The sequence below is a fragment of the Mesorhizobium album genome, from assembly GCF_033977205.1.
GTDB classification, from domain to species: domain Bacteria; phylum Pseudomonadota; class Alphaproteobacteria; order Rhizobiales; family Rhizobiaceae; genus Mesorhizobium; species Mesorhizobium album.
Genome location: NZ_JAVIIW010000002.1, coordinates 228,167 through 247,100 on the forward strand (window position 1 = coordinate 228,167; position 18,934 = coordinate 247,100).

The window sequence follows — 18,934 nt, forward strand, 5'->3', positions numbered from 1 at the left end:
GCCTGAATCCTTTTTGTCGCGACGCGCCTTAGTGGCTGTCAACCTTCTTCGGGACGATCCGGTACGTCCCAATGCTGCGCTTGGTCGCCCCAATCGAATAGGCCATCGGAATCTTGGGGGCGTTTTCGGGTAGACCGTACATATCCTTGCCGGCCCTCACCGAGAATGAAAAGTGCTTCCAGGAAACAGTGTCATGCTCGTTGAGAAAATCGAGCGTCAGCCCTGCCGCGATCAAGGCGTTCACCACGTCGCTGATCGGATGGATCCACTCGTAATAGCGAGGATGCTTCAAGGTACGCTCGTCGCCAGTATAGGTCAGATCCTCGTTCCAGACGAGCGGCCGCGCTATCGGCGTTCGCCAGTCGTGCTTCAACTCGAGTGCCGCAGCCTTGCGATTGCACTGGAACATCAAGGGATGGCCCTCGGCCATATAGAGCCGGCCGCCGGGCCGCAGAAGATCGGCGACCACTCGCGCCCAACGGAAGACATCGTCAAGCCAGTTGACCGACCCCCAGGTGACGTAGACGATGTCAAAGGTGCGGTCCAGTGCTTCGACAGCCTCGTACAGCGGCGCTTCCACGAAGCGAACGTCGCTGCCCGCCTTGGCGGCGAAATCCCGAGCCGCAGCGATCGCCCTTGGTGAAAAGTCCAGGCCGGTCACGCTGCCCGCTCCGAGATTCCTCAGGCTGATCGTGTCGAGCCCGATGTGGCATTGCAAATGGACGATGTCCTTGCCGAATATGTCACCGATCTCGCGCGTCTCCAGCTCGTAGAGATTGGATCCGCCAGCCAGCACATTCTCGATGCGATAGCTGCCGGTTCTATCGGTCGCGTGCAGTTCCGCCCGATCGTCCCAATTCAGCAGGTTCGCGTCTATGAACGGTTCCAAGCTGTCCCCCGATCCCAGCCGCGGCATGGTAAACAGCTGGTTAATACAGATTGCAGCGAGTGGGCACGCACGTCAATGCCAAGGCCTTGCGATGTCATAGCTGGCAGGGGCAGGCGCGGCGCCCGCAAGGCGCCTCGGCACCGATGCTTATTTGCCGTTTATGTCTGACGGGCATTGTGGCCAAGGCCACCTGAATGCCGCGAAAGCTACCTTTGACCGCCGACCCCATGATCGAGTTGACGAAAAAGCTTTGCAGGAAGACGATTGGATCAGCGGGGCTGGTCGCCAATCAGGGGTGAAAGGCCGTCGAGCACCATGCCGCGGAACATGGCGTCGACCTCAGATGGCAGCAGCCCAGGCTTCCGTTCGAACCACCAGTTCAGTGTCGTAAGGAAGGCGCCGACGATGAATTGCACGACGAAGTCGCGCGGGATGGCGTCGCCGTAGAGGGTGGGGGGCATTTCCTGCCGCACCATTTCCGACAGGATCAGGCGGATTTCGTTCTCGGTCACCGCGCCGCCCCTCCCGCCGATCATCGTGCGGTAGTGGTCGGCGTAGCGCGCCGCATGCTCGAACATAGCTGCGCTGAAACCAAGCGGATCGTCGTGTGAGCCTCCGGCTGCCGCGGCACCCGCGGATCGGGGGTCCTTGAGCTCGTCACGAAGCATCTGGAAGCCGCTGCGCAGGAGATCCTCCTTGCCTGTATAGTGCGCATAGAATGTCGAGCGGCCGACATCGGCTTCATCGATGATGTCCTGCACGGAGAGGGCCTCGTAGCCCTTGCGCAGCATGAGCGTCAGAAGCGCCTGGTGAAGGGCTTTGCGCGTACGGGCGGCTCTGCGATCGATCTCGCGCGGCATGGATCACTCCTTCGTCGCAAGTCACATTTGCCTGCCCGCACTCCTGGGGTGTTTTACAAGCAAACCTTTTCCAGGACGGCGGGCTCGGATTGTCCACTAACGGACGTTTCCCCTGCTTTGTCTGTCGCAATCCCGAACAAACTGTCCATTATCATACTGACTGTTTCGAAGCTTTACCAGCCGGCAGTTTTGTGCCGGCGCTCGCCGGCTGGGTGCCGTTGAAGAAAGGACGTGACGAACATGCACCATCTGCGACGCGATATGCATACCGCTGAAGGCTCAATCGGTCCGGAAGCGAACAAGGGCATCGGCTTTCCACGCCTCTATGACCTGCTAGTCCTCATGCTGACCCGCGGGCGGGACCGGGCCTATCGGGAAGCTCTTCTCGACCTCGCCGGCCTGGCGCCGGGTTTTCACCTGCTGGACGTCGGATGCGGCACAGGCACGCAGGCGATCGCCGCCTGGCATCGTGTGCAGCCCGGCGGATCGGTGGTTGGAGTCGACGTTTCCGAAAAGATGCTTGCTGCCGCCCGCCGCAAGACTGGACGGGCGGGTCTCGACATCGCTTTTCATCATGCCGATGCGGCCGCACTGCCGTTCGAGGACGGACGCTTCGATGTCGTCACTTTCACCACGGTGCTGCACATGGTGCCGGAGCCAAGGCGCAGCCTTTGCCTGCGCGAGGCCGCCCGCGTTCTGCCGCCCGGCGGACGGCTGTTGCTGATCGACTATGCAGGCTCCGTGAGCGAACGCAGACACATGTCGGCAAAGCATGGCCTGCACGGTCAGTTCGACCTGCACCGTCTTCGTGAACCGCTGGCGGCGGCGGGTTTCGAGCGCATCGAAGGCGGCCCGCTCAACTGGCTCGGCCTGCATTTCCTTCGCGGAATCAGGGTATGAAAGTTGCTGTCACGCCGAAGCGGCTGCAGGCACCCTTTCCTCGCCCTGACCTCTGACAACGCTCGCTCCCGAGTGCTTGGGCGGCACATCGTTCTCGTCCGGATTGGGGACAGGCTCCTCGTCCGGCAGCCTCTCCGGATCCGGCTCGCGCATCGGCTTCGGGTCGGGAAACGGCGGCGGCGTGGGGACGGGGTTAGGCGTCGGATCCGGGTTGGGCAGAATGGCCATAAACTGATCTTCCTTCCGCTCGCTGTGCCGGCAAGGCGCCGGCGAGAAACGGAGCGTTCCGACTACCGGACATCCTGCCTGGCCAGACCATGGTGGAGCGACAGCCGCACCTCCAGCGCTCCAGCGAGCGCCCGATCGGCGGCTAAGGCTGGCAGAACGGGCCACGCCTGGGGATGGTTCCACATCATGGCCGCCGCATTTTCGGCCGTGCCGGCCATGAATGGCGATCAAATGATTCCCCGTTGCCAATTCGGCTCTTGCCGGCGTCATGCAGCGCATTAGTTCCGTTGCGGGGCGGGTGGTCAAACTGCCGACATAGGAGGCGGCCTTGAAGTACCAAACCGTTGATCAACTCAATGCCGTTGCCGACGTTAATGCTGAAGCAGCGGTTCTCATCCCCAGTCGAGGCCAGCGCCTCGAGCGCTGGGCGCAACTTCTCGAGCAGGATCCCAGCCGGCGCCTCGTGGCGCTTGCCGGCACCGAATACGCCACTCCAGAGGTGCGTGAAAGAATGCGTTCCGCCGGATCGCCAATCACTGTCGCTTTCGAAGACCCGATCTTTCGGGCACAGGGCCTTCGCGACGACACTTACGGCGAAGCGAAGCGCTTCTTCGAGCTCAGTGACTGGCAGTTGCATGAGGTCGTCTGCCATTGCCATGTCGGCGCCAATCTGCCGGCCCGCTGGGCGGCGTCCCGCGTCCGCGCGGCGATCTCTCCGGGTTCAGGCATTCTTGCCTGGCTGAGATCGGTGTTCATGCACTGACGCGAAAACCGCGGTTCGCCGAACCGCGCTGAAAGGCTGAGTTGCGGACCTTGCCGGAGGCGGGGAGTCGTCTGCTCTCCTCGCCGCCGGCAGGGTCAGGCAATGGCAGCCTCGCGCCACCGGAGCCGTTCGGCGTTTGGCAGCATCGCTGAACTGCTCCAACTCTTTGTTTTCCAAGGTATTTGTTTCTTCACGCAATTCCTCCGGACGGAAAACCGCTACGCTCTTTTCCTGGAATTGCTTCAGTCAGCGATCGATCTCGCCGAAGACGATGTCGAGCGAGCCTATGATGGCTGCGACGTCGGCGATCATGTGCCCGCGCGACAGATAGTCCATTGCCTGGAGGTGGGCGAAAGACGGCGCGCGTATCTTGCAGCGGTAGGGAATATTGCTGCCATCCGAGACCAGATAGACGCCGAATTCCCCTTTGGGGGCTTCCACCGCAGCATAGACCTCGCCGGGTGGCACGCGGTGCCCTTCGGTGTAGAGCTTGAAATGCTGGATCGTCGCCTCCATCGAGCGCTTCATGGTGGCACGCGGCGGCGGCGTGATCTTCTGATTGGGCACGGCGAACGGTCCCGCGCCATCGGGCGAGCGCAGTTTATCCAGGCACTGCCGCATGATCCGCACCGACTGCCGCATCTCTTCCATGCGCACCAGATAGCGATCGTAGCAGTCGCCGTGCTTGCCGACCGGAATGTCGAAATCCATCTCGGGGTAGCACTCGTAAGGCTGCGCCTTGCGCAGATCCCATGCCGCGCCCGACCCGCGCACCATCGGCCCCGAGAACCCCCAGGCCCAAGCATCGTCCTGTCCAATCACGCCGACGTCGACATTGCGTTGCTTGAAGATGCGGTTTTCGGTCAAGAGTTCATCGAGATTGCCCAATGCCTTCAGGAACGGATCGCAGAAATCCCAGATGTCGTCGAGCAACTCTCCCGGCAGATCCTGGTGCACGCCACCGACCCGGAAATAATTGGCGTGCATTCGGGCGCCGGATGCGCGCTCATAGAAGACCATCAGCTTCTCCCGCTCGGCGAAGCCCCAGAGCGGCGGCGTTAGCGCGCCGACATCCATGGCCTGGGTCGTGACGTTGAGCAGATGCGACAGCAGCCGGCCTATCTCGCAAAACAGGACGCGGATGAGCTGCCCGCGCCGGGGGACCGATATTTCGAGCAGCTTTTCGGCGGCGAGGCAGAAGGCATGCTCCTGGTTCATCGGCGCCACATAGTCGAGCCGGTCGAAATAGGGCAGGGCCTGCAGATAGTTCTTGTATTCGATCAGCTTCTCGGTGCCGCGGTGGAGCAGGCCGATATGCGGATCGGCGCGGTCGACGATCTCGCCGTCCAGTTCCAGCACCAGCCTGAGCACGCCATGCGCCGACGGGTGCTGCGGCCCGAAGTTGAGCGTGAATTTACGGACTGCGGTTTCGGACATGACTGGGCTTCCGCTGAATCTGGTTTCGTTTTGGCCGGTGCCGGTCCGGTCAACCGCGTCGGAGCAATTCCAGGAAAAGTGCGCAGCGGTTTTCCGTCTGGAATTGCGTAAAAACAAACGCTTAATGCCGGGGCGGCTTCTATCAATCGCTGAACCGCTCTAGGCGGCGCCGATCATGTCGTCGTCTGGATGATCAGCGTCAACGTGCCGTCGCCATCGATGTTGGCGGCGACGACCTGCGATGAATTCAGCCCGTTTGCGCGCAGGACCGACACCGCCTCCGGCGAGGCATCGATCGAGTCCTGCAATTTGGCCAGGTCCTTGGCCGTCGTCCTGGTGACCACGGCTTCCGCCTGCGCCTTCACTTCAGCGGGCAGATCCTCGATCGCCACCACCACGATATTGCCGAATTTCTGACCGGAATTTTGCTGATCGGGCTGTGCCTGGCCAGGTTGTGTCTGATCGGGCAGGGGCTGGCCGGACGGCGGCTGAGGCTGCCCTGCCGGCGGCAAGGCCTGCGGCGGCTGCGGATCGGCGCGCTGGGCTGAGACCGGCTGCGCCAGTGCGAGCGCTGAAAGCGTGAGGACCATCGTCAATGTCCGCATCGTCGTTCCTTCCATGTCTCGAAGTCTGACGACACAACCCCTCCGCCGGGCGATGGTTCCCGGCGAAGAGCGGCAAGTCTGAGGCGAAGGCCGGCGAGCCCGAATAGCCGCTCGCCGCCAGCCAATCACCGCCGATGGAGATCAGGCAGCCAGCACCGACAACGCCGCGGCCTGCAGGCGTTCGAACGCCGCGAAGCGCCTGTCATGCCAGGCGGCGAGCGAGGAATTGGGCGAATAGACCTCGCCTACCTCCGACATCGCCGACATGGCCGCGGGAAGGTCCGCGTGGCGGCCTGCGGCGACTGCGCCGAGCATCGCCGAGCCGAGCAGTACCGGCTCCGGAGATGTCGGCGCGTAGACCAGCTTGCCGGTGGTGTCGGCGATGAGCTGACGCACCAGCGGACTCTGTCCGGCGCCGCCGCTGATGGCGATCGTATCGATGCTGATGCCGCAGGCGCGCATGGCCTCCAGAATCTGCCGGGCGCCATAACCGAGGCCGCATAGGCCGGCGAGATAGAGTGCGACGAGGCTGTCGGCGCTTGTCGCCATGTCCAGCCCGGCAATCAGAGCGCGCGCGTCCGGATTGGCCAGGGGAGCGCGGTTGCCGAGAAACTCCGGAACGACGTGCAGGCCGCCGATGAGCTTGTCAGTCCTGGCTGCGCCGCCATGCCGTTCCGCCTCCTGCGCCAGCCATTGGCTGAGGCTCTGGCCGTTTCGCGCCGCGATCCCTGCCAACTCGACGGCAGCCGGGTGCATGCCGACCAGGCGATCGATGGCGGCGCCCGCCGCCGACTGGCCGCCTTCGTTCAGCCAAAGGCCGGGCACCATGGCGGAGAAATAGGGCCCCCACACGCCAGGCACGAAAGCCGCCTGCTCGGTCGTCGTCATGGTGCAGGCCGAGGTGCCGAAGACATAGGCCATGCGCGTGGTCACGTTGCCGGCACCGCCGCGCGCACCGACCGAGCCGATGCCGCCGGCATGGGCATCGATCATGCCGGCCGCGACCGGCGTTCCGGGCAGGAGGCCGAGCTCGGCCGCCGCCTCGTCCGTAAGGCCATTGGCGAGGGCACTTCCGGGCGCCACGATCTCGGTGCCGATCCGCGCGAATTTCTCGTCCGCAAGTGCGCCGAGCCCAACTTTGCGGAAATAGGCATCGTCCCAGCGCGCCTCGTGGGCGAGATAGGTCCATTTGCAGGTCACGGTGCAGGTCGAGCGCGCCAGGCTGCCGGTGGCCCTCCGGGTGAGGAAATCGGCAAGGTCCATGAACTGCCAGGCGTCAGCGAAAGTCCGCGGCATGTTCTCGGCGAGCCACAAGAGCTTCGGCGTTTCCATCTCCGGCGAGATGGTGCCGCCGACATAGCGCAGCACGTTCTCGCCGGTGTCGTTGATGCGGCGTGCCTGCTCGGTGGCGCGATGATCCATCCAGACGATGATGTTGCGCTCCGGATCGCCCGACGGGCTGACCGTCAGCGGCGCGCCGCCCGGCCCGAGAACGACCAGCGAGCAGGTCGCGTCGAAGCCGATGCCCTGTACCGACCGGGCCGAGACGCCGGCGAGCGAGACAGCTTCGCGCACGGTGGCCGCAACGGCACGCCAGATGTCGTTGCTCGACTGCTCGACGATGTGGCCTTCGGCCTGCCAGATGGCGATGTCGGCCTTGGCGGAGGCGAGCAGCACGCCGTGCTCGTCGAAGATGCCGGCGCGGGCGCTTCCCGTTCCGATGTCGATGCCGATGAAATGGCTGCTCATGACTTCAGATCCTTCGCCCGATCCGTCCGGTTTCTAAAGGTCATTGCTTTGCGGCAGGATGACAAGGTCGCGGATGGTGATGTTGCGCGGCCTGGTCAGCATGAACATGACGGCTTCCGCCACCTCGACCGGCTGCATCAGCCCGCCGGCGGCAAGCTCCTGCTCGAGCTTGTCCTTCGGCCAGTCCTTGATGAGCGCGGTGACCACCGGACCCGGCGCGACGGCGCCGACGCGCAGGCCGTATTTGGCGACCTGCCGCCGCGCGGTGTGGACGAAGGCCTGCACGGCGTGCTTGGACGCGGTGTAGATCGGCTCCCACACGACAGGCACCAGGCCGGCAATCGAGCTGGTCATGACGATGTCGCCGGTCTTGCGTTCGACCATATGCGGCAGCACGGCCCGAATGGAGCGGAAGGCGGCATTGATGTTGAGGTTCAGCATGCGGTCCCATGCATCGGGGTCGCCGCTCGCGACCTCGCCGCCGATATAGGCGCCGGCATTGGCGTGGAAGATGTCGAGCTGGCCGGCGCGATCGAGGATTTCCGGCATCATGCGGCCTGCATCGGCGGTGTCCGTCAAGTCGACCCGCAACGGGATCGCCGCCGGGCCAAGCTCCTCGCAGACGGCATGCAGCGCCTGCTCGTCGCGGTCGACCAGCACCACGCGCGCGCCTTCCGACAGCATCATGCGGGCGCATTCGAGCCCGATGCCGGACGCCGCTCCCGTGACCGCTGCGACCTTGTCGATCAGTTTCTCAGTCATGGTGTCCTCATGTTCATATCGTCTGCCGTTCCAGTCAGCATGCAGGCAGCGCTTCGCCTGCCGGGGCTGGCTTGCCCCAACCGCGTCTCGATGCCGATGTTGCCGTGTCGGCCGCCTTAGGCCGCTTTCGCCAGGTTGATGTTGTGCAGTGTCAGCCGCCGGAAATGCGAGGGCGTCATGCCCTTTTCGGCGAGGAACTGCCGGTTGAAGTTGGAAAGGGTGTTGTAGCCGACCTCGAAGCAGATGCTGGTGATCGAGGCCTGCTCGTCGCTCATCAGCATCTGGCAGGCCAGATTGATGCGCAGCCGTTTCACATACTGCACCAGGGTCATGCCGGTATGCTGGCGGAAGGAGCGTGAAAAGACGCTGGGCGACTGGCCGGCGATTGCGGCCAGGTCCGTCTCGCTGAAGGGCTGCGTGAGGTTCTCGCGCAGATAGGCGAGCGCCTTGTTGATGCCGGCCGACATGTAGCCCGAAGGGTCGGGCAGATAGCTTGCGCTGGCAAGCATGCGCGCACCCTCGGCGCGGCTGAGCAGCCCCATCATCATCATGAACAGCTCGATGCGGCGCACGCCTTGCGAATTCATGATTTCTTCCATCAGGGGGCCAAGCTGCCGGCTGGTCTGCCGGCTGAAGAGCACGCCGCGGCGCGAGGCCTCCAGCACCGGCGTCAGCGCCGCGAGCTCGGGGAAGGTGTTGATGGCGCCCTCGATGAAGCCCTCGTTGAACTGGATGATGCGGCAGCGCAGCGGCACCGTCGCGTCCTTCGGCACATCGCTCACCCAGTTGTGCGGCAGATTGGGACCGGTCAGCACCAGATTGCCCGGCTCGAACTCGCCGATGAAGTCGCCGACGAAATAGCGGCCGCGCGTGGCGACGATGAGATGCAGCTCGTATTCCGGATGGAAATGCCAGCGCACCGTGCGGAACGGATAGCCGTGCGACCAGGCAGTGAACGATTCGCCAGGCCTGATCTGCACAACCTCGAGATCAGGTTTCATCGCTGTTCCTCCAATACTGAAGCCTTTTGCGCGATCGCCTCGTCGACGCGCCACCTCCCTTCGGCTTCATGCCAGTCAGACTACTGAGCCGACAAAACCGGCGCCACCATGTTCCCGTCGCATCATTGGTACTTTTTTGACTATTCTGAGCCTCCGCTATAGCCAACCTCGCGTCACATGACGCCGCGCTCCTCGCTTCTGATGCGGAAGGCGTCGACGGCGATCGCGAGCAGGATCATCGCCCCGCCGATCATCTGGATGTAATAGGCCGAGACATTGATGAGCTGCAGGCCGGTCTGGATGACGGTGATGAGCAGCGTGCCGCCGAGCATGCCGATGACACGGCCGCGGCCGCCGAACAGCGAGACGCCGCCGATGACGGGCGCGGCCACGGCGTAGAGCAGGGTGGTGCTGCCGACGGTGACGCTGACGCCGCCGAGATAGGAGGTGTAGAGGAAGCCGGCCACCCCGGCGAGGAAGCCGGAAGCGGTGAAGGCGCCGAGCCTCGCGCGCTTGACGTTGATGCCTGCGGCATTCGCTGCCCGGCGGTTGCCGCCGGTGGCGTAGAGGTTCCGGCCCCAGGCGGAATAAGCAAGCACGACATGGGCGAGCAGATAGGCGACGAAGAGCGCGATCGGCATCACCGGCCAGTTGCCGACGGTGGCGCTGCCGATGTAGCTGTAGCCCTCGTCGGTGACGACCATAGTGCGGGCCTGCGTGGCACCGAGCACCGCGCCCTGCAGGAAAAGGCCCATTGCCAGCGTCGCAATCAGCGAGTTCATGCGCAGATAAGCGACGAAGTAACCATTGAGCAGTCCGACCAGGACGCCGGCGGCGATGGTGATCAGGACAGCCAGCGTCCAATGGACGCCGAACTGCTGCATGGCATAGGCGCCGACCATGCTTGAGAACACCAGATTGCCGACCACCGACAGATCGATCTCGCCGATCAGCAGCGTGAAGGAGACCGCCAGCACCAGGACGCCAAGCGTGGTTGCCTGCACCAGCACGTTCTGCAGATTGCCTTCCGAGAGGAAGAACGGATTGAGGACGCCGGCAAGGATGCTGAACACGACGATCAGGATCCAGACCACATTGTCGAGAAGGAATTTCTTGCTGGCCATTTGCGAGCCTTACCTCAAAACTTTCATCGCGCCGTTCTCGCCTCGGCGATCGCGTCGATGGTTATCTCGGCACCGTGCAGCGTGCGCGCGATACGGCCTTTGGAGAAGATCGCCACGCGGTCGACGAGGCGCTGCATCTCTTCCGGGTCCTGGGCGAGCAGAAGCACGCTGACCCCCTTCTTCGTCGCATCGTCGATCAGGCGGTGGATCTGTTCCTTGGCGGCGACGTCGACGCCGACGGTCGGCTCGTCGAGCAGAAGCAGCTTCGGCTTGCGCTCCAAGAGCCGGCCGAGCAGCACCTTCTGCTGGTTGCCGCCCGATAATTCGCCGATCTCCTGGCCGCCGCTGCCCATGACGATATCCATGGCGCCGCGCGCCTCGCGCATGCGGCGGCTCATGCCGGCGCCGCTCACCAGCCAGCCCAGTGAGCGCGGCCAGTTGCCGAGGTTGAGGTTCTCTGTCACCGACATTGAGCCGACCAGGCCTTCGCCGATGCGGTCGTGGGTGAGATAGGCGACGCCGGAGTCGAGGCTCTGCCCCGGCGAGCCGAGACGCGCCGCGCGGCCGTCGATCAGGACTCTGCCGGCCTCGATTGGCAGCAGGCCGCCCAGCGCCCGCATCAGTTCCTGCGGCCCTTCGCCAAGCAGGCCGACGAGGCCGACGATCTCGCCGCGTCCGATCGTCAGATCGACCGGCCCGCCGGCGGGAAAGGCAAGTCCGCTGAGCTCGATGGCGGCGGGATGATCCTCGCGGCTGCGGTGGAACTCGGCGACGTCGGCGCCGGTGATGACGCGCGCCATGGCATCGGCCGAAAGTTCCGCCGCCTTGCCGGCGGCGGTCACCTTGCCGTCGCGCAGCACCGTGTATTCCGAGCAAAGCTGACGCACCTCGTCATTGTGGTGCGAGATGTAGATGAAGGATGTGCCTCTTTGGGTGAGGCTTTCGACCCATTCAAGAAGATGCAGCCGCTCCGCTGCGGCGAGGCCCGCCGTCGGCTCGTCGAGGATGATCAGCGAAGCTTCCGCAGCGACCGCCTTGATGATGGCGAGCCTGCGCCTGTCGCTGGCGCCGAGATCGCCGGCGCGCCGCCGTGGGTCGACCGGCATGCCGTGGCTTTCGAGCTGCCGCGCCGCCAGGCGATGCAGCGCTGCCCAGTCGGTCAGGCCGAAACGCCTCGGCAATTCGGCCAGCAGAAGGTTCTCGCCGATCGAGAGGTCCTCGAAGATCTCGGAATGCTGGGAAAGAAGGTGGAGGCCGCGCTTCTTGCGCGCCGTCAGCGGCAGGGCCGATACGTCCTCGCCGTTCAACAGGATGGCGCCGCTGTCGAGGTGTAAGAGGCCGGCGATGATGTTGGACAGGGTCGACTTGCCGGCGCCGTTCTTGCCGAGCAGGCCGTGGATCGCGCCGCGCGACACGGTCAGCGAGACGCCGTCCAGCACCGCAAGCGGGCCGAAGCGCTTGAAGACATTGTCGACGGTCAAAACAGCATCGGCGCTGTCCGGCGCATGACTATCGGGCACGATCGTGCCTTCGGCGACATTCATCTGGATAACCGGTAGTTCCGAAATGGGGTGAGAACGCGACGGCGTTCCCACCCCCAATCGGCTGAAATATCAGCCGGCGTTCTGCTGCATCTTCCACACCTGGGTCACGACATTGGCCCAGTGGCGCGGGTCGTCGGCATTTTCCTTGGTGAGGAAGTAGGGCGGGATGGTGAGCAGCGGGCCGGACGGGCTGTCGGCGATCGTTCCCTTCTCCCAGAAATACTTCTTGTTCTCGTAAGGTCCGGTCGGGACCGGCTTGCCCTTCAGCGTGTACTCTTCCAGCAGATCGACGGCGATCTCGACATAGGCGATCGGGTCCTGCGCGATATCGGCGTCGATCTCGCCGGCCTTCACCCATTCCAGCGCGTTCGGCGAGGCGTCGATGCTGGTGAGGATGATGTGCTTCTCATGGCCGACCGGGAACAGGCGCTGCTGCGTTTCGAGCGCCTTGCGCGCATCGACGACGAAGATGTCCGTCGGCATGTGGATGGCGTCGAGGTCCGGCCGCTCGCGCAGTGTCGCCGACACCACGGCCAGCGCCTGCTCATGCTGGTTGTTCTGCGGCCGGGAGATGATCTCGATGTTGGGGTACTTGCTCTTCAGCGTGTCCTCGAAACCGTCCTTGCGGTCGCGCAGCGCAACGGCCGTCAGCGAGCCGTAATTGTTGAGCACGCTGCCCTTCGGCGAGCCGTATTTCTTGGTCAGCAACTCGGCGGTCTTCTCCGCGGCCATGACGCCGGACTGCTTGTTGTCGAAGGTGACGGAGGCAGCGACCTCGCCGCCGGTGAGCACGGTGTCGACCATGCCGAGCGGCACGCCGAGCGACTTCGCCTTCTTGCTCAACGGGATCAGCAGTTCCGAGTCCAGCGCATCAGAAATGAGGTAGCGCGGCCTCTGCAAGAGAAGGCTGTTCCAGTCGTTGACCTGCGCGTTGGCGTCGCCATTGGCGTCCTTGCCGACGAACTCCAGGCCGAGGCTTTCAACCTTACGCTTCAGCGCCTCCTGCAGCACGACGAAGAAGAAGAAACCGAGATAGCCAGTCTCCCAGGCCACGACCTTGGAGGCCGCGCCCTGTGCGGCGGCCCGCTCGCCGCCCGCCAGCAGCAAGCCGCCGGCAGCGGCTGCCGCGCCCTGCAAAAGCGTGCGGCGGTTCATTGTAAAGCTCTTGGTTTCGGAACCCATGTCTCGCTCCCTAGAATGGTTGGAATCCTTTGCCGGCGCAGCTCTTCCACGAAGCCGCCCGGCGGGGCACGCAGCCCCGGACATCTTCCGGAATGTCTCCTCCCCCGGCGATCTGATGTCGATTTCAGGCTAGGCGCGCGCTGTGCTGCCAGCCACCACGTTCCGGGGCAGGTGTTAGTACTTTTTTGATTGCGCTCGGGAAAACCGGTGCCGCGGCTGCGCCGGCACTCGCGGCGGCAAAGGGCTGGGCCGCCGGTGGGTTGCACTCGGAGTCAAAAATGTGTGTGTCGCAGAAAGCGCACCCGGTAGCCCGCGCCGCGCGCTGCGGCTATCTGTATTCGCGAGGAGCCGTGCGCCGAAAGTCGAAGGGATGGAGAGAATGGAACACTGGATCGGAAGCTGGAGCGCAAGCCCGATGAATGTCTGGCCGGGAGACGCGGTGCTCTATGGCTTCCACCGGCAGACCGTGCGCCAGGTGTTGCGCCTCAGCAAGGGCGGCGAGAGGTTGCGATTGAGGCTGTCCAACGAATACGGCGCCTCTCCGATCAGGATCGGCGCCGCCACCGTAGCCCTTGCCGCGAACGGCAGCGCGGTCGACGCCGCGACCATTCGGCACGTGACGTTTGGCGGCGAGAGGCAAACCATCCTGGCTCCCGGCGCGCCTTTGCTCAGCGACCCGATCGAGCTCAAGGTGGCCGATCTCGAGCAGATCGCGATCAGCCTTTATTTTCCCGATTTCGCGCCGATCGAGACCTATCATTATGAGGCGCAGCAGACGGCTTATGTCTCCGAGTTCGGCGATTTCGCCGGCGCGGCCGAACTGCCGGTGCAACAGACCTCGACCAGCCGTTATTTCCTCAGCGCCGTCATGGTCGAGCGCGGCCCGGGCGACGCCTCGCTGGTCTGCCTCGGCGATTCCATCACCGACGGTTTTGGTTCCACCGTCGACGGCAATGCGCGCTGGCCGGACCGGCTGGCAGAGCGGTTCGCGATAAGCAGCAGGCTGTCGGGCATCGGCGTCCTCAACCAGGGGATCGGCGGTAACCGCCTGCTCGTCAGCCGCGCCCGCGGCGCCAATGCGCTCTCCCGCTTCGACCGCGATGTGCTCAGCTTCCCGAACGTCCGGTGGGTCTCGGTGCTGGAAGGCATCAACGATATAGGCTGGCCGGAAACCATGCTGGCCGGAGGCCAAGAGGCTGTCGCCGTAGAAAACCTGATCTCCGCCTACCGGCAGATCATCGCGCGCGCCCACCTCAACGGCATCAAGGTGCTGCTCGGCACGCTGCCGCCCTTCGGCGGCGCGTTCGAGGGCCAGCCGCTGCGAACCTTCTACTCTGCGACCAAGGAGCGCGACCGTCAGACGGTGAACGCCTGGATCATGACATCCGGCGAAGCTGATGCCGTCGTTGATTTCGAGCGCGCGCTGGCCGATCCCGCCAATCCGTCCAGGCTGCTCTCCGCCTTCGATTGCGGCGACGGCCTGCATCCGTCCGATGACGGCTATGCCGAGATGGCCAGGGTGTTCGAGAGCGCTTTCGAGGCCTTGCTGGTAGCTAGCAACCCAAGTCAGCTCCGAATTGATGGCGGAGGAGGTCGAATGGTTCGGTAAGCTCCCGCCGCCATGCCTGCCGATCAGGCAGCATATCTCGCCATTGCGGGCTGCCTCGACCACTGCGCGTACCAGGCGTCGAACAGTTTGAGCTGCTGTTCTGCGTAGCCGCGCTGGCTGTCGGTCAGGGCATCCGTCTCGTTGAAGTGCAGCCTGTACTCCGGGTTACCCTTAAGCACCATCATGTGCTTGAAATAGAGCACAAGGTCGGGGCCCTCGTCGAAGGAGGAAAGCACGGCGAGCGCGGCGTCCAGCTCCAGCGCCAGCCGGCGGGCTTCCGCATCGCCCTTCGCCGCCGCCTGGCTGAGACCCACGAGATGCAGCACTTCCCTGGGCAGCACGTTGCCGATGCCGGTAATGGCGCCGGACGCGCCGCAATTGACGAAACCGTGGAAGACGGCGGTGTCGACGCCGATCATCAACGCAACCTCGTCGTCGCGGCTTGTGATGTTTTCCGCCGCATAGCGCAAATCCGCCGGGCCGCCGAACTCCTTGAAGCCGACCAGGTTCGGATGTTCGGCGCGCAGCGCGAAGAAGAGATCGGCGCGCGTGGCAAAGCCGTAATAGGGGCTGTTGTAGATGACCGCAGGCAGGTCAGGGGCGGCCGCAAGGATTGCCTTGAAGTGGTGGCGCTGCGCCGTCACCGACGGTCCGCGCGACAAGACGCGTGGGATCACCATCAGGCCCCTCGCGCCGACCTTCTGGGCATGGGCGGCGTGTGCCACGGCACTGGCGGTGTTGACCGCGCCGGTGCCGACGATCACTGGCACGCCGGCCTTAACCAGACGCTCGACGCCTTCCATGCGCTGCTCGTCGCTCAGCAGCGGCCAATCGCCCATCGAGCCGCAATAGACGACCGCCGACATGCCGGCGGCGATCAGTTCGCGACCCTTGCGCACGAGCGCATCGAAGTCGGGAAGGCGGTCATTCGTGCAGGGTGTCATCAGCGCCGGCATGCAGCCGGAAAAGACATTGGCGGTCATTCGGATTCTCCTTGAGGCTGGCACGCAGATTGCGTCAGTTTGTCCCGGAGCGGTACCGCTTGCCAAGCAGATAGTCGGGCTCGGTAGGGAGAAACAATGCGCACCAGATTAAGCATCCGTGTCGTCGGCTGTCATGCCGAGGGTGAGGTCGGCGACGTCATCGTGGGCGGCGTGCTGCCGCCGGCGGGCCGTACGATGATGGAAAAGATGATCGCGATGGAGCGCGATCACGACCATATCCGGCGCATGCTGATCTGCGAGCCGCGCGGCAGCGTCGCCCGGCACGTCAATCTCCTGGTTGCCTCGACGCGCGAGGATTGCGTTGCCGGCGCCATCATCATGGAACCGACCGAATACCCGCCGATGTCCGGCTCCAACACGATCTGCGTCGCCACCGTGCTGCTCGAGACCGGCATGGTGCCGTTGAACGAGCCCGAGACGCGCTTCAAGCTCGACATGCCGGGCGGCGTCATCGAGGTGCGCGCCGAATGCCGCTACGGCAAATGCCTGTCGATCACCTTGCGCAACGCGCCCGCCTTCGCCGAACGCCTCGATGCCAATATCGAGGTCGAGGGCCTGGGAACGCTGAAGGTCGACATCGCCTATGGCGGCATGTTCTACGCCATTGTCGACCGGCCGCGCTCGGCTTCTCGGTCACACCCGACGAGGCGCGCGACCTGGCGGTGGCCGGCGAGAAGGTTCGCCGCGCCGCGCGCGAGCAGCTCGATGTCGTGCATCCGCAGTTCGACAATGTGCGCGGTGTGTCGATCGTGCAGTTCGCCATGCCGTTCCAGGGGCCCGGCAACGTCACGCGCAACACCTGCATCGTCTCGCCCGGACGCTCCGACCGCAGCCCGACGGGAACCGGCACGTCGGCCCGCATGGCCGTGCTGCAAGCCCGCGGTCTGATGAGCGTCGACGACGTTCTAATTCATGAATCGATCATCGGCTCCCGCTTCACGGGCAGAATTCTCGAGCTGACCGAAATCGCCGGGCGCAAGGCGATCGTGCCGCAGATCACCGGCCGCGCCTGGATCACGGGCGAGCACAACTACTATCTCGATCCGACGGATCCGTACCCGCAAGGCTATGTGCTGTCGGACACGTGGGGCACGTCGACCTCGGTGACGCAGTAGCGCGATCGGCGATGCCGGCGGTTGGCCAGGCGGGATGGCTGAACGAGATGCGAATGGAGGGTGCAACATCCGCGCAAGCGTGTGAATGTCCGTCTTGGCGGCACTGATGCGGCGTCGGGGACGGAGACGAACGCACATGACAGTCCTCAGCCCGACCTTGCAGCGAGGCGTCTCCTCTGATTCCCTGATATTGGTGGGGATCGCCTGATTCGTGTGCTCGTTGCTGCGGTTCCGCATGGTTGCGGGGGCAGCGGGCGTTTTCGTAGAGAGATCACAATGACCGCCAAGCCGGAAATCCTGGAGATGAGGCCTAAGATCACCGTTGTCGGGGTCGGCGGCGCCGGCGGAAACGCCGTCAACAACATGATCGCCGAAGGCCTGCAAGGCGTCGAGTTCGTCGTCGCCAACACGGACGCCCAGGCGCTCACCATGTCGAAGGCGTCTCGACTGATCCAGTTGGGCGCGCATGTCACCGAGGGCCTGGGGGCCGGTTCTTTGCCCCAGGTCGGCAGTGCGGCTGCGGAGGAATCCATCGACGAGATCATGGATCATCTTGCGGGAACGCATATGTGCTTCATCACCGCGGGCATGGGCGGCGGCACGGGGACCGGCGCCGCGCCCGTTATCGCGCGCGCCGCGCGCGATGCCGGCATATTGACGGTTGCCGTTGTCACCAAGCCTTTCGTGTTCGAAGGCAAGCGCAGGACCCAGGCCGCCGAGGAAGGCATAGAACGCCTTCGCGAGAGCGCCGATACCGTGATCGTCATCCCGAACCAGAACCTATTCCGGGTCGCCGACGCCAAGACCACGTTTGCCGACGCATTCGCCATGGCGGACCGTGTGCTCTACGCCGGTGTCGGCTGCATCACCGATCTCATTGTGAAGGAAGGCCTGATCAATCTCGACTTCGCCGACGTGAAGTCGGTGATGCGGGACATGGGCCGGGCGATGATGGGAACCGGTCAGGCCTCCGGAGAGGGCCGTGCCAGGACGGCAGCCGAGGCCGCGATCGCCAATCCACTTCTCGACGAAGCCTCCATGACGGGCGCCAGGGGCCTGCTCGTATCAATCTGCGGCGGCATGGACATGACTTTGTTCGAGGTCGATGAAGCCGCGACGCGGATACGGGAAGAGGTCGACGCTGACGCCGACATCATCGTCGGCGCCATCTTCGACCAGGCATTGGCCGGAAAGTTCCGTGTGTCGGTCGTGGCAACGGGCCTGCGGAACGCAGACATGGCCCAGCTCGAGCGTACGACCGCTTAAGGTCACCGGCTTCGGAGTAGCTTCCTGCTTCGCGCGCGGGTTGGTCCCTGCGAAGCTCGAAGAGCGAAGCAGGAGGGATCGTCACGCCGGCTTGTCGTCAGGATGCCCAAGCTCGCAGAACCAGCCGCCGAGATATTTCACCGACGGTTTCGTCGGGTCGGGAACGGGCGTCTTGGCCTCGACGGCGGCGCGGAAGGGTTCGGCGCTGTCCTGCGGGATGAAGCCGAGATGGTCGGCGCCGCTGTTGTCGACCATCTTCAGCTTGTTGTTGGAAATGCCGAACGAGATCGTGTGGCCGACACGCGGCGCCGTCAGCGATGTCTCGACCAGGCGCACGCAGTCGGCGAAGGAAAGATACGACCACAGCATGCGGCGGTCGACCGGCTCGGGGAAGGACGAGAAGATGCGCAGGCATACCGTCTCGATGCCGAACTTGTCCCAATAGAGCCGGCTGAGGCTTTCGACGAAATTCTTCGACACGCCGTAGAGGCTGTCGGGGCGCACCGGCGCATCGACGCCGATATGCGCCTCGACCTCGTGATAGCCGATGGCATGCACCGAGGACGCATAGATGACGCGCTTCACGCCGTGTTTTCGCGCGCCTTCATAGATGTGGTAGGAGCCGCGTATGCTGGAATCGAGGATGGTCTGCCACTCGCATTCGAGCGGCGCGCCGCCGAAATGCACGATCGCGTCGCAGTCCTTGGTCGCCGCGATCGTCGCCTCCATGTCGGCGAGATCGAAGACCGCTTCTTCCTCGTGAGGCGCGAGGTCGCCGAACGGCTCGCGTCCTGCCAGGCGGATCTTGCTGGCCAGCGGCACCAGCCCCTTGCGCAGCTGGGAGCCGAGCCGGCCGGCGGCACCGGTGATCAGGATACGTTCGTAGTGCGGCATCG

The 18,934-nt window shown here is 64.3% G+C and carries 17 protein-coding genes and 1 pseudogene; 5 read left to right on the top strand and 13 right to left on the bottom strand.

The features are described from left to right. Positions 1-28: 28 nt before the first annotated feature. On the bottom strand, positions 29-889 hold the full coding sequence (locus tag RFN28_RS02850; protein WP_320285854.1) for a class I SAM-dependent methyltransferase: 861 nt from the start codon (positions 887-889) through the stop codon (positions 29-31). Positions 890-1,158: 269 nt separating this feature from the next. After that, positions 1,159-1,749 carry a TetR/AcrR family transcriptional regulator gene (locus RFN28_RS02855; protein WP_320285855.1) on the bottom strand — a complete coding sequence of 197 codons (591 nt, stop codon included), beginning with the start codon at positions 1,747-1,749 and terminating at the stop codon, positions 1,159-1,161. A gap of 240 nt (positions 1,750-1,989) precedes the next feature. Between RFN28_RS02855 and RFN28_RS02860 the strand changes: the two genes are divergently transcribed. Further along, on the top strand, positions 1,990-2,649 hold the full coding sequence (locus RFN28_RS02860; protein WP_320285856.1) for a class I SAM-dependent methyltransferase: 660 nt from the start codon (positions 1,990-1,992) through the stop codon (positions 2,647-2,649). A gap of 9 nt (positions 2,650-2,658) precedes the next feature. On the opposite strand, the gene RFN28_RS02865 is transcribed toward RFN28_RS02860, so the two are convergent. Then, positions 2,659-2,877, bottom strand: coding sequence for a hypothetical protein (locus RFN28_RS02865; protein WP_320285857.1), 219 nt, complete (start codon positions 2,875-2,877; stop codon positions 2,659-2,661). A gap of 328 nt (positions 2,878-3,205) precedes the next feature. On the opposite strand from RFN28_RS02865, the gene RFN28_RS02870 reads away from it, so the two are divergent. Continuing rightward, the gene (locus tag RFN28_RS02870; RefSeq protein ID WP_082044205.1) at positions 3,206-3,640 is read left to right on the top strand and encodes a hypothetical protein; all 435 of its coding nucleotides are present in this window, start codon (positions 3,206-3,208) and stop codon (positions 3,638-3,640) included. Between the two features lie 246 nt (positions 3,641-3,886). Here RFN28_RS02870 and RFN28_RS02875 read toward each other — a convergent pair whose 3' ends face one another. The 8 genes from RFN28_RS02875 to RFN28_RS02910 all read right to left on the bottom strand — a co-directional run bounded on the left by RFN28_RS02875 (position 3,887) and on the right by RFN28_RS02910 (position 13,044). Further along, entirely contained in the window at positions 3,887-5,077 is a 1,191-nt protein-coding gene (locus RFN28_RS02875) for an NADH-quinone oxidoreductase subunit D (RefSeq protein WP_320285858.1), read from the bottom strand. A gap of 173 nt (positions 5,078-5,250) precedes the next feature. Continuing rightward, on the bottom strand, positions 5,251-5,682 hold the full coding sequence (locus tag RFN28_RS02880) for a hypothetical protein (RefSeq protein ID WP_320285859.1): 432 nt from the start codon (positions 5,680-5,682) through the stop codon (positions 5,251-5,253). Positions 5,683-5,823: 141 nt separating this feature from the next. Further along, complete coding sequence (locus RFN28_RS02885) at positions 5,824-7,431, bottom strand: FGGY-family carbohydrate kinase (RefSeq protein ID WP_320285860.1); 1,608 nt, start codon at positions 7,429-7,431, stop codon at positions 5,824-5,826. A 33-nt stretch (positions 7,432-7,464) separates the two neighbouring features. Further along, complete coding sequence (locus RFN28_RS02890; RefSeq protein ID WP_320285861.1) at positions 7,465-8,193, bottom strand: SDR family oxidoreductase; 729 nt, start codon at positions 8,191-8,193, stop codon at positions 7,465-7,467. 116 nt (positions 8,194-8,309) lie between these two features. Then, positions 8,310-9,194 (bottom strand): helix-turn-helix domain-containing protein, encoded by an 885-nt coding sequence (locus tag RFN28_RS02895; RefSeq protein ID WP_320285862.1) that lies wholly within the window; start codon positions 9,192-9,194, stop codon positions 8,310-8,312. A gap of 173 nt (positions 9,195-9,367) precedes the next feature. Beyond that, on the bottom strand, positions 9,368-10,318 hold the full coding sequence (locus RFN28_RS02900) for an ABC transporter permease (RefSeq protein WP_320285863.1): 951 nt from the start codon (positions 10,316-10,318) through the stop codon (positions 9,368-9,370). Positions 10,319-10,341: 23 nt separating this feature from the next. After that, positions 10,342-11,862 (bottom strand): sugar ABC transporter ATP-binding protein, encoded by a 1,521-nt coding sequence (locus RFN28_RS02905; RefSeq protein WP_320285864.1) that lies wholly within the window; start codon positions 11,860-11,862, stop codon positions 10,342-10,344. A gap of 69 nt (positions 11,863-11,931) precedes the next feature. Continuing rightward, positions 11,932-13,044 carry a sugar ABC transporter substrate-binding protein gene (locus RFN28_RS02910; RefSeq protein WP_320285865.1) on the bottom strand — a complete coding sequence of 371 codons (1,113 nt, stop codon included), beginning with the start codon at positions 13,042-13,044 and terminating at the stop codon, positions 11,932-11,934. Positions 13,045-13,423: 379 nt separating this feature from the next. On the opposite strand from RFN28_RS02910, the gene RFN28_RS02915 reads away from it, so the two are divergent. Beyond that, the gene (locus RFN28_RS02915; RefSeq protein ID WP_320285866.1) at positions 13,424-14,653 is read left to right on the top strand and encodes an SGNH/GDSL hydrolase family protein; all 1,230 of its coding nucleotides are present in this window, start codon (positions 13,424-13,426) and stop codon (positions 14,651-14,653) included. Between the two features lie 23 nt (positions 14,654-14,676). Here RFN28_RS02915 and RFN28_RS02920 read toward each other — a convergent pair whose 3' ends face one another. Next, positions 14,677-15,636 carry a dihydrodipicolinate synthase family protein gene (locus tag RFN28_RS02920; RefSeq protein WP_320285867.1) on the bottom strand — a complete coding sequence of 320 codons (960 nt, stop codon included), beginning with the start codon at positions 15,634-15,636 and terminating at the stop codon, positions 14,677-14,679. 96 nt (positions 15,637-15,732) lie between these two features. On the opposite strand from RFN28_RS02920, the pseudogene RFN28_RS02925 reads away from it, so the two are divergent. Both RFN28_RS02925 and ftsZ read left to right on the top strand, forming a co-directional pair. Beyond that, positions 15,733-16,772: pseudogene (locus tag RFN28_RS02925) on the top strand (proline racemase family protein). 276 nt (positions 16,773-17,048) lie between these two features. After that, positions 17,049-18,038: a cell division protein FtsZ gene (gene ftsZ / locus RFN28_RS02930; RefSeq protein ID WP_320285868.1), complete on the top strand. Its 990-nt coding sequence runs from the start codon at positions 17,049-17,051 to the stop codon at positions 18,036-18,038. Positions 18,039-18,119: 81 nt separating this feature from the next. Here ftsZ and RFN28_RS02935 read toward each other — a convergent pair whose 3' ends face one another. Continuing rightward, positions 18,120-18,932, bottom strand: coding sequence for an NAD-dependent epimerase/dehydratase family protein (locus tag RFN28_RS02935; RefSeq protein ID WP_320285869.1), 813 nt, complete (start codon positions 18,930-18,932; stop codon positions 18,120-18,122). Between the last annotated feature and the right edge of the window lie 2 nt (positions 18,933-18,934).

What these genes read in the sequence shown, in the direction of transcription:
- RFN28_RS02855 (WP_320285855.1), bottom strand. Translation starts at nt 1,749, where the DNA reads ATGCCGCGCGAGATCGATCGCAGAGCCGCCCGTACGCGCAAAGCCCTT.
- RFN28_RS02860 (WP_320285856.1), top strand. Translation starts at nt 1,990, where the DNA reads ATGCACCATCTGCGACGCGATATGCATACCGCTGAAGGCTCAATCGGT.
- RFN28_RS02865 (WP_320285857.1), bottom strand. Translation starts at nt 2,877, where the DNA reads ATGGCCATTCTGCCCAACCCGGATCCGACGCCTAACCCCGTCCCCACG.
- RFN28_RS02875 (WP_320285858.1), bottom strand. Translation starts at nt 5,077, where the DNA reads ATGTCCGAAACCGCAGTCCGTAAATTCACGCTCAACTTCGGGCCGCAG.
- RFN28_RS02880 (WP_320285859.1), bottom strand. Translation starts at nt 5,682, where the DNA reads ATGCGGACATTGACGATGGTCCTCACGCTTTCAGCGCTCGCACTGGCG.
- RFN28_RS02885 (WP_320285860.1), bottom strand. Translation starts at nt 7,431, where the DNA reads ATGAGCAGCCATTTCATCGGCATCGACATCGGAACGGGAAGCGCCCGC.
- RFN28_RS02890 (WP_320285861.1), bottom strand. Translation starts at nt 8,193, where the DNA reads ATGACTGAGAAACTGATCGACAAGGTCGCAGCGGTCACGGGAGCGGCG.
- RFN28_RS02895 (WP_320285862.1), bottom strand. Translation starts at nt 9,194, where the DNA reads ATGAAACCTGATCTCGAGGTTGTGCAGATCAGGCCTGGCGAATCGTTC.
- RFN28_RS02900 (WP_320285863.1), bottom strand. Translation starts at nt 10,318, where the DNA reads ATGGCCAGCAAGAAATTCCTTCTCGACAATGTGGTCTGGATCCTGATC.
- RFN28_RS02905 (WP_320285864.1), bottom strand. Translation starts at nt 11,862, where the DNA reads ATGAATGTCGCCGAAGGCACGATCGTGCCCGATAGTCATGCGCCGGAC.
- RFN28_RS02910 (WP_320285865.1), bottom strand. Translation starts at nt 13,044, where the DNA reads ATGGGTTCCGAAACCAAGAGCTTTACAATGAACCGCCGCACGCTTTTG.
- RFN28_RS02915 (WP_320285866.1), top strand. Translation starts at nt 13,424, where the DNA reads ATGGAACACTGGATCGGAAGCTGGAGCGCAAGCCCGATGAATGTCTGG.
- RFN28_RS02920 (WP_320285867.1), bottom strand. Translation starts at nt 15,636, where the DNA reads ATGACCGCCAATGTCTTTTCCGGCTGCATGCCGGCGCTGATGACACCC.
- ftsZ (WP_320285868.1), top strand. Translation starts at nt 17,049, where the DNA reads ATGACCGCCAAGCCGGAAATCCTGGAGATGAGGCCTAAGATCACCGTT.
- RFN28_RS02935 (WP_320285869.1), bottom strand. Translation starts at nt 18,932, where the DNA reads ATGCCGCACTACGAACGTATCCTGATCACCGGTGCCGCCGGCCGGCTC.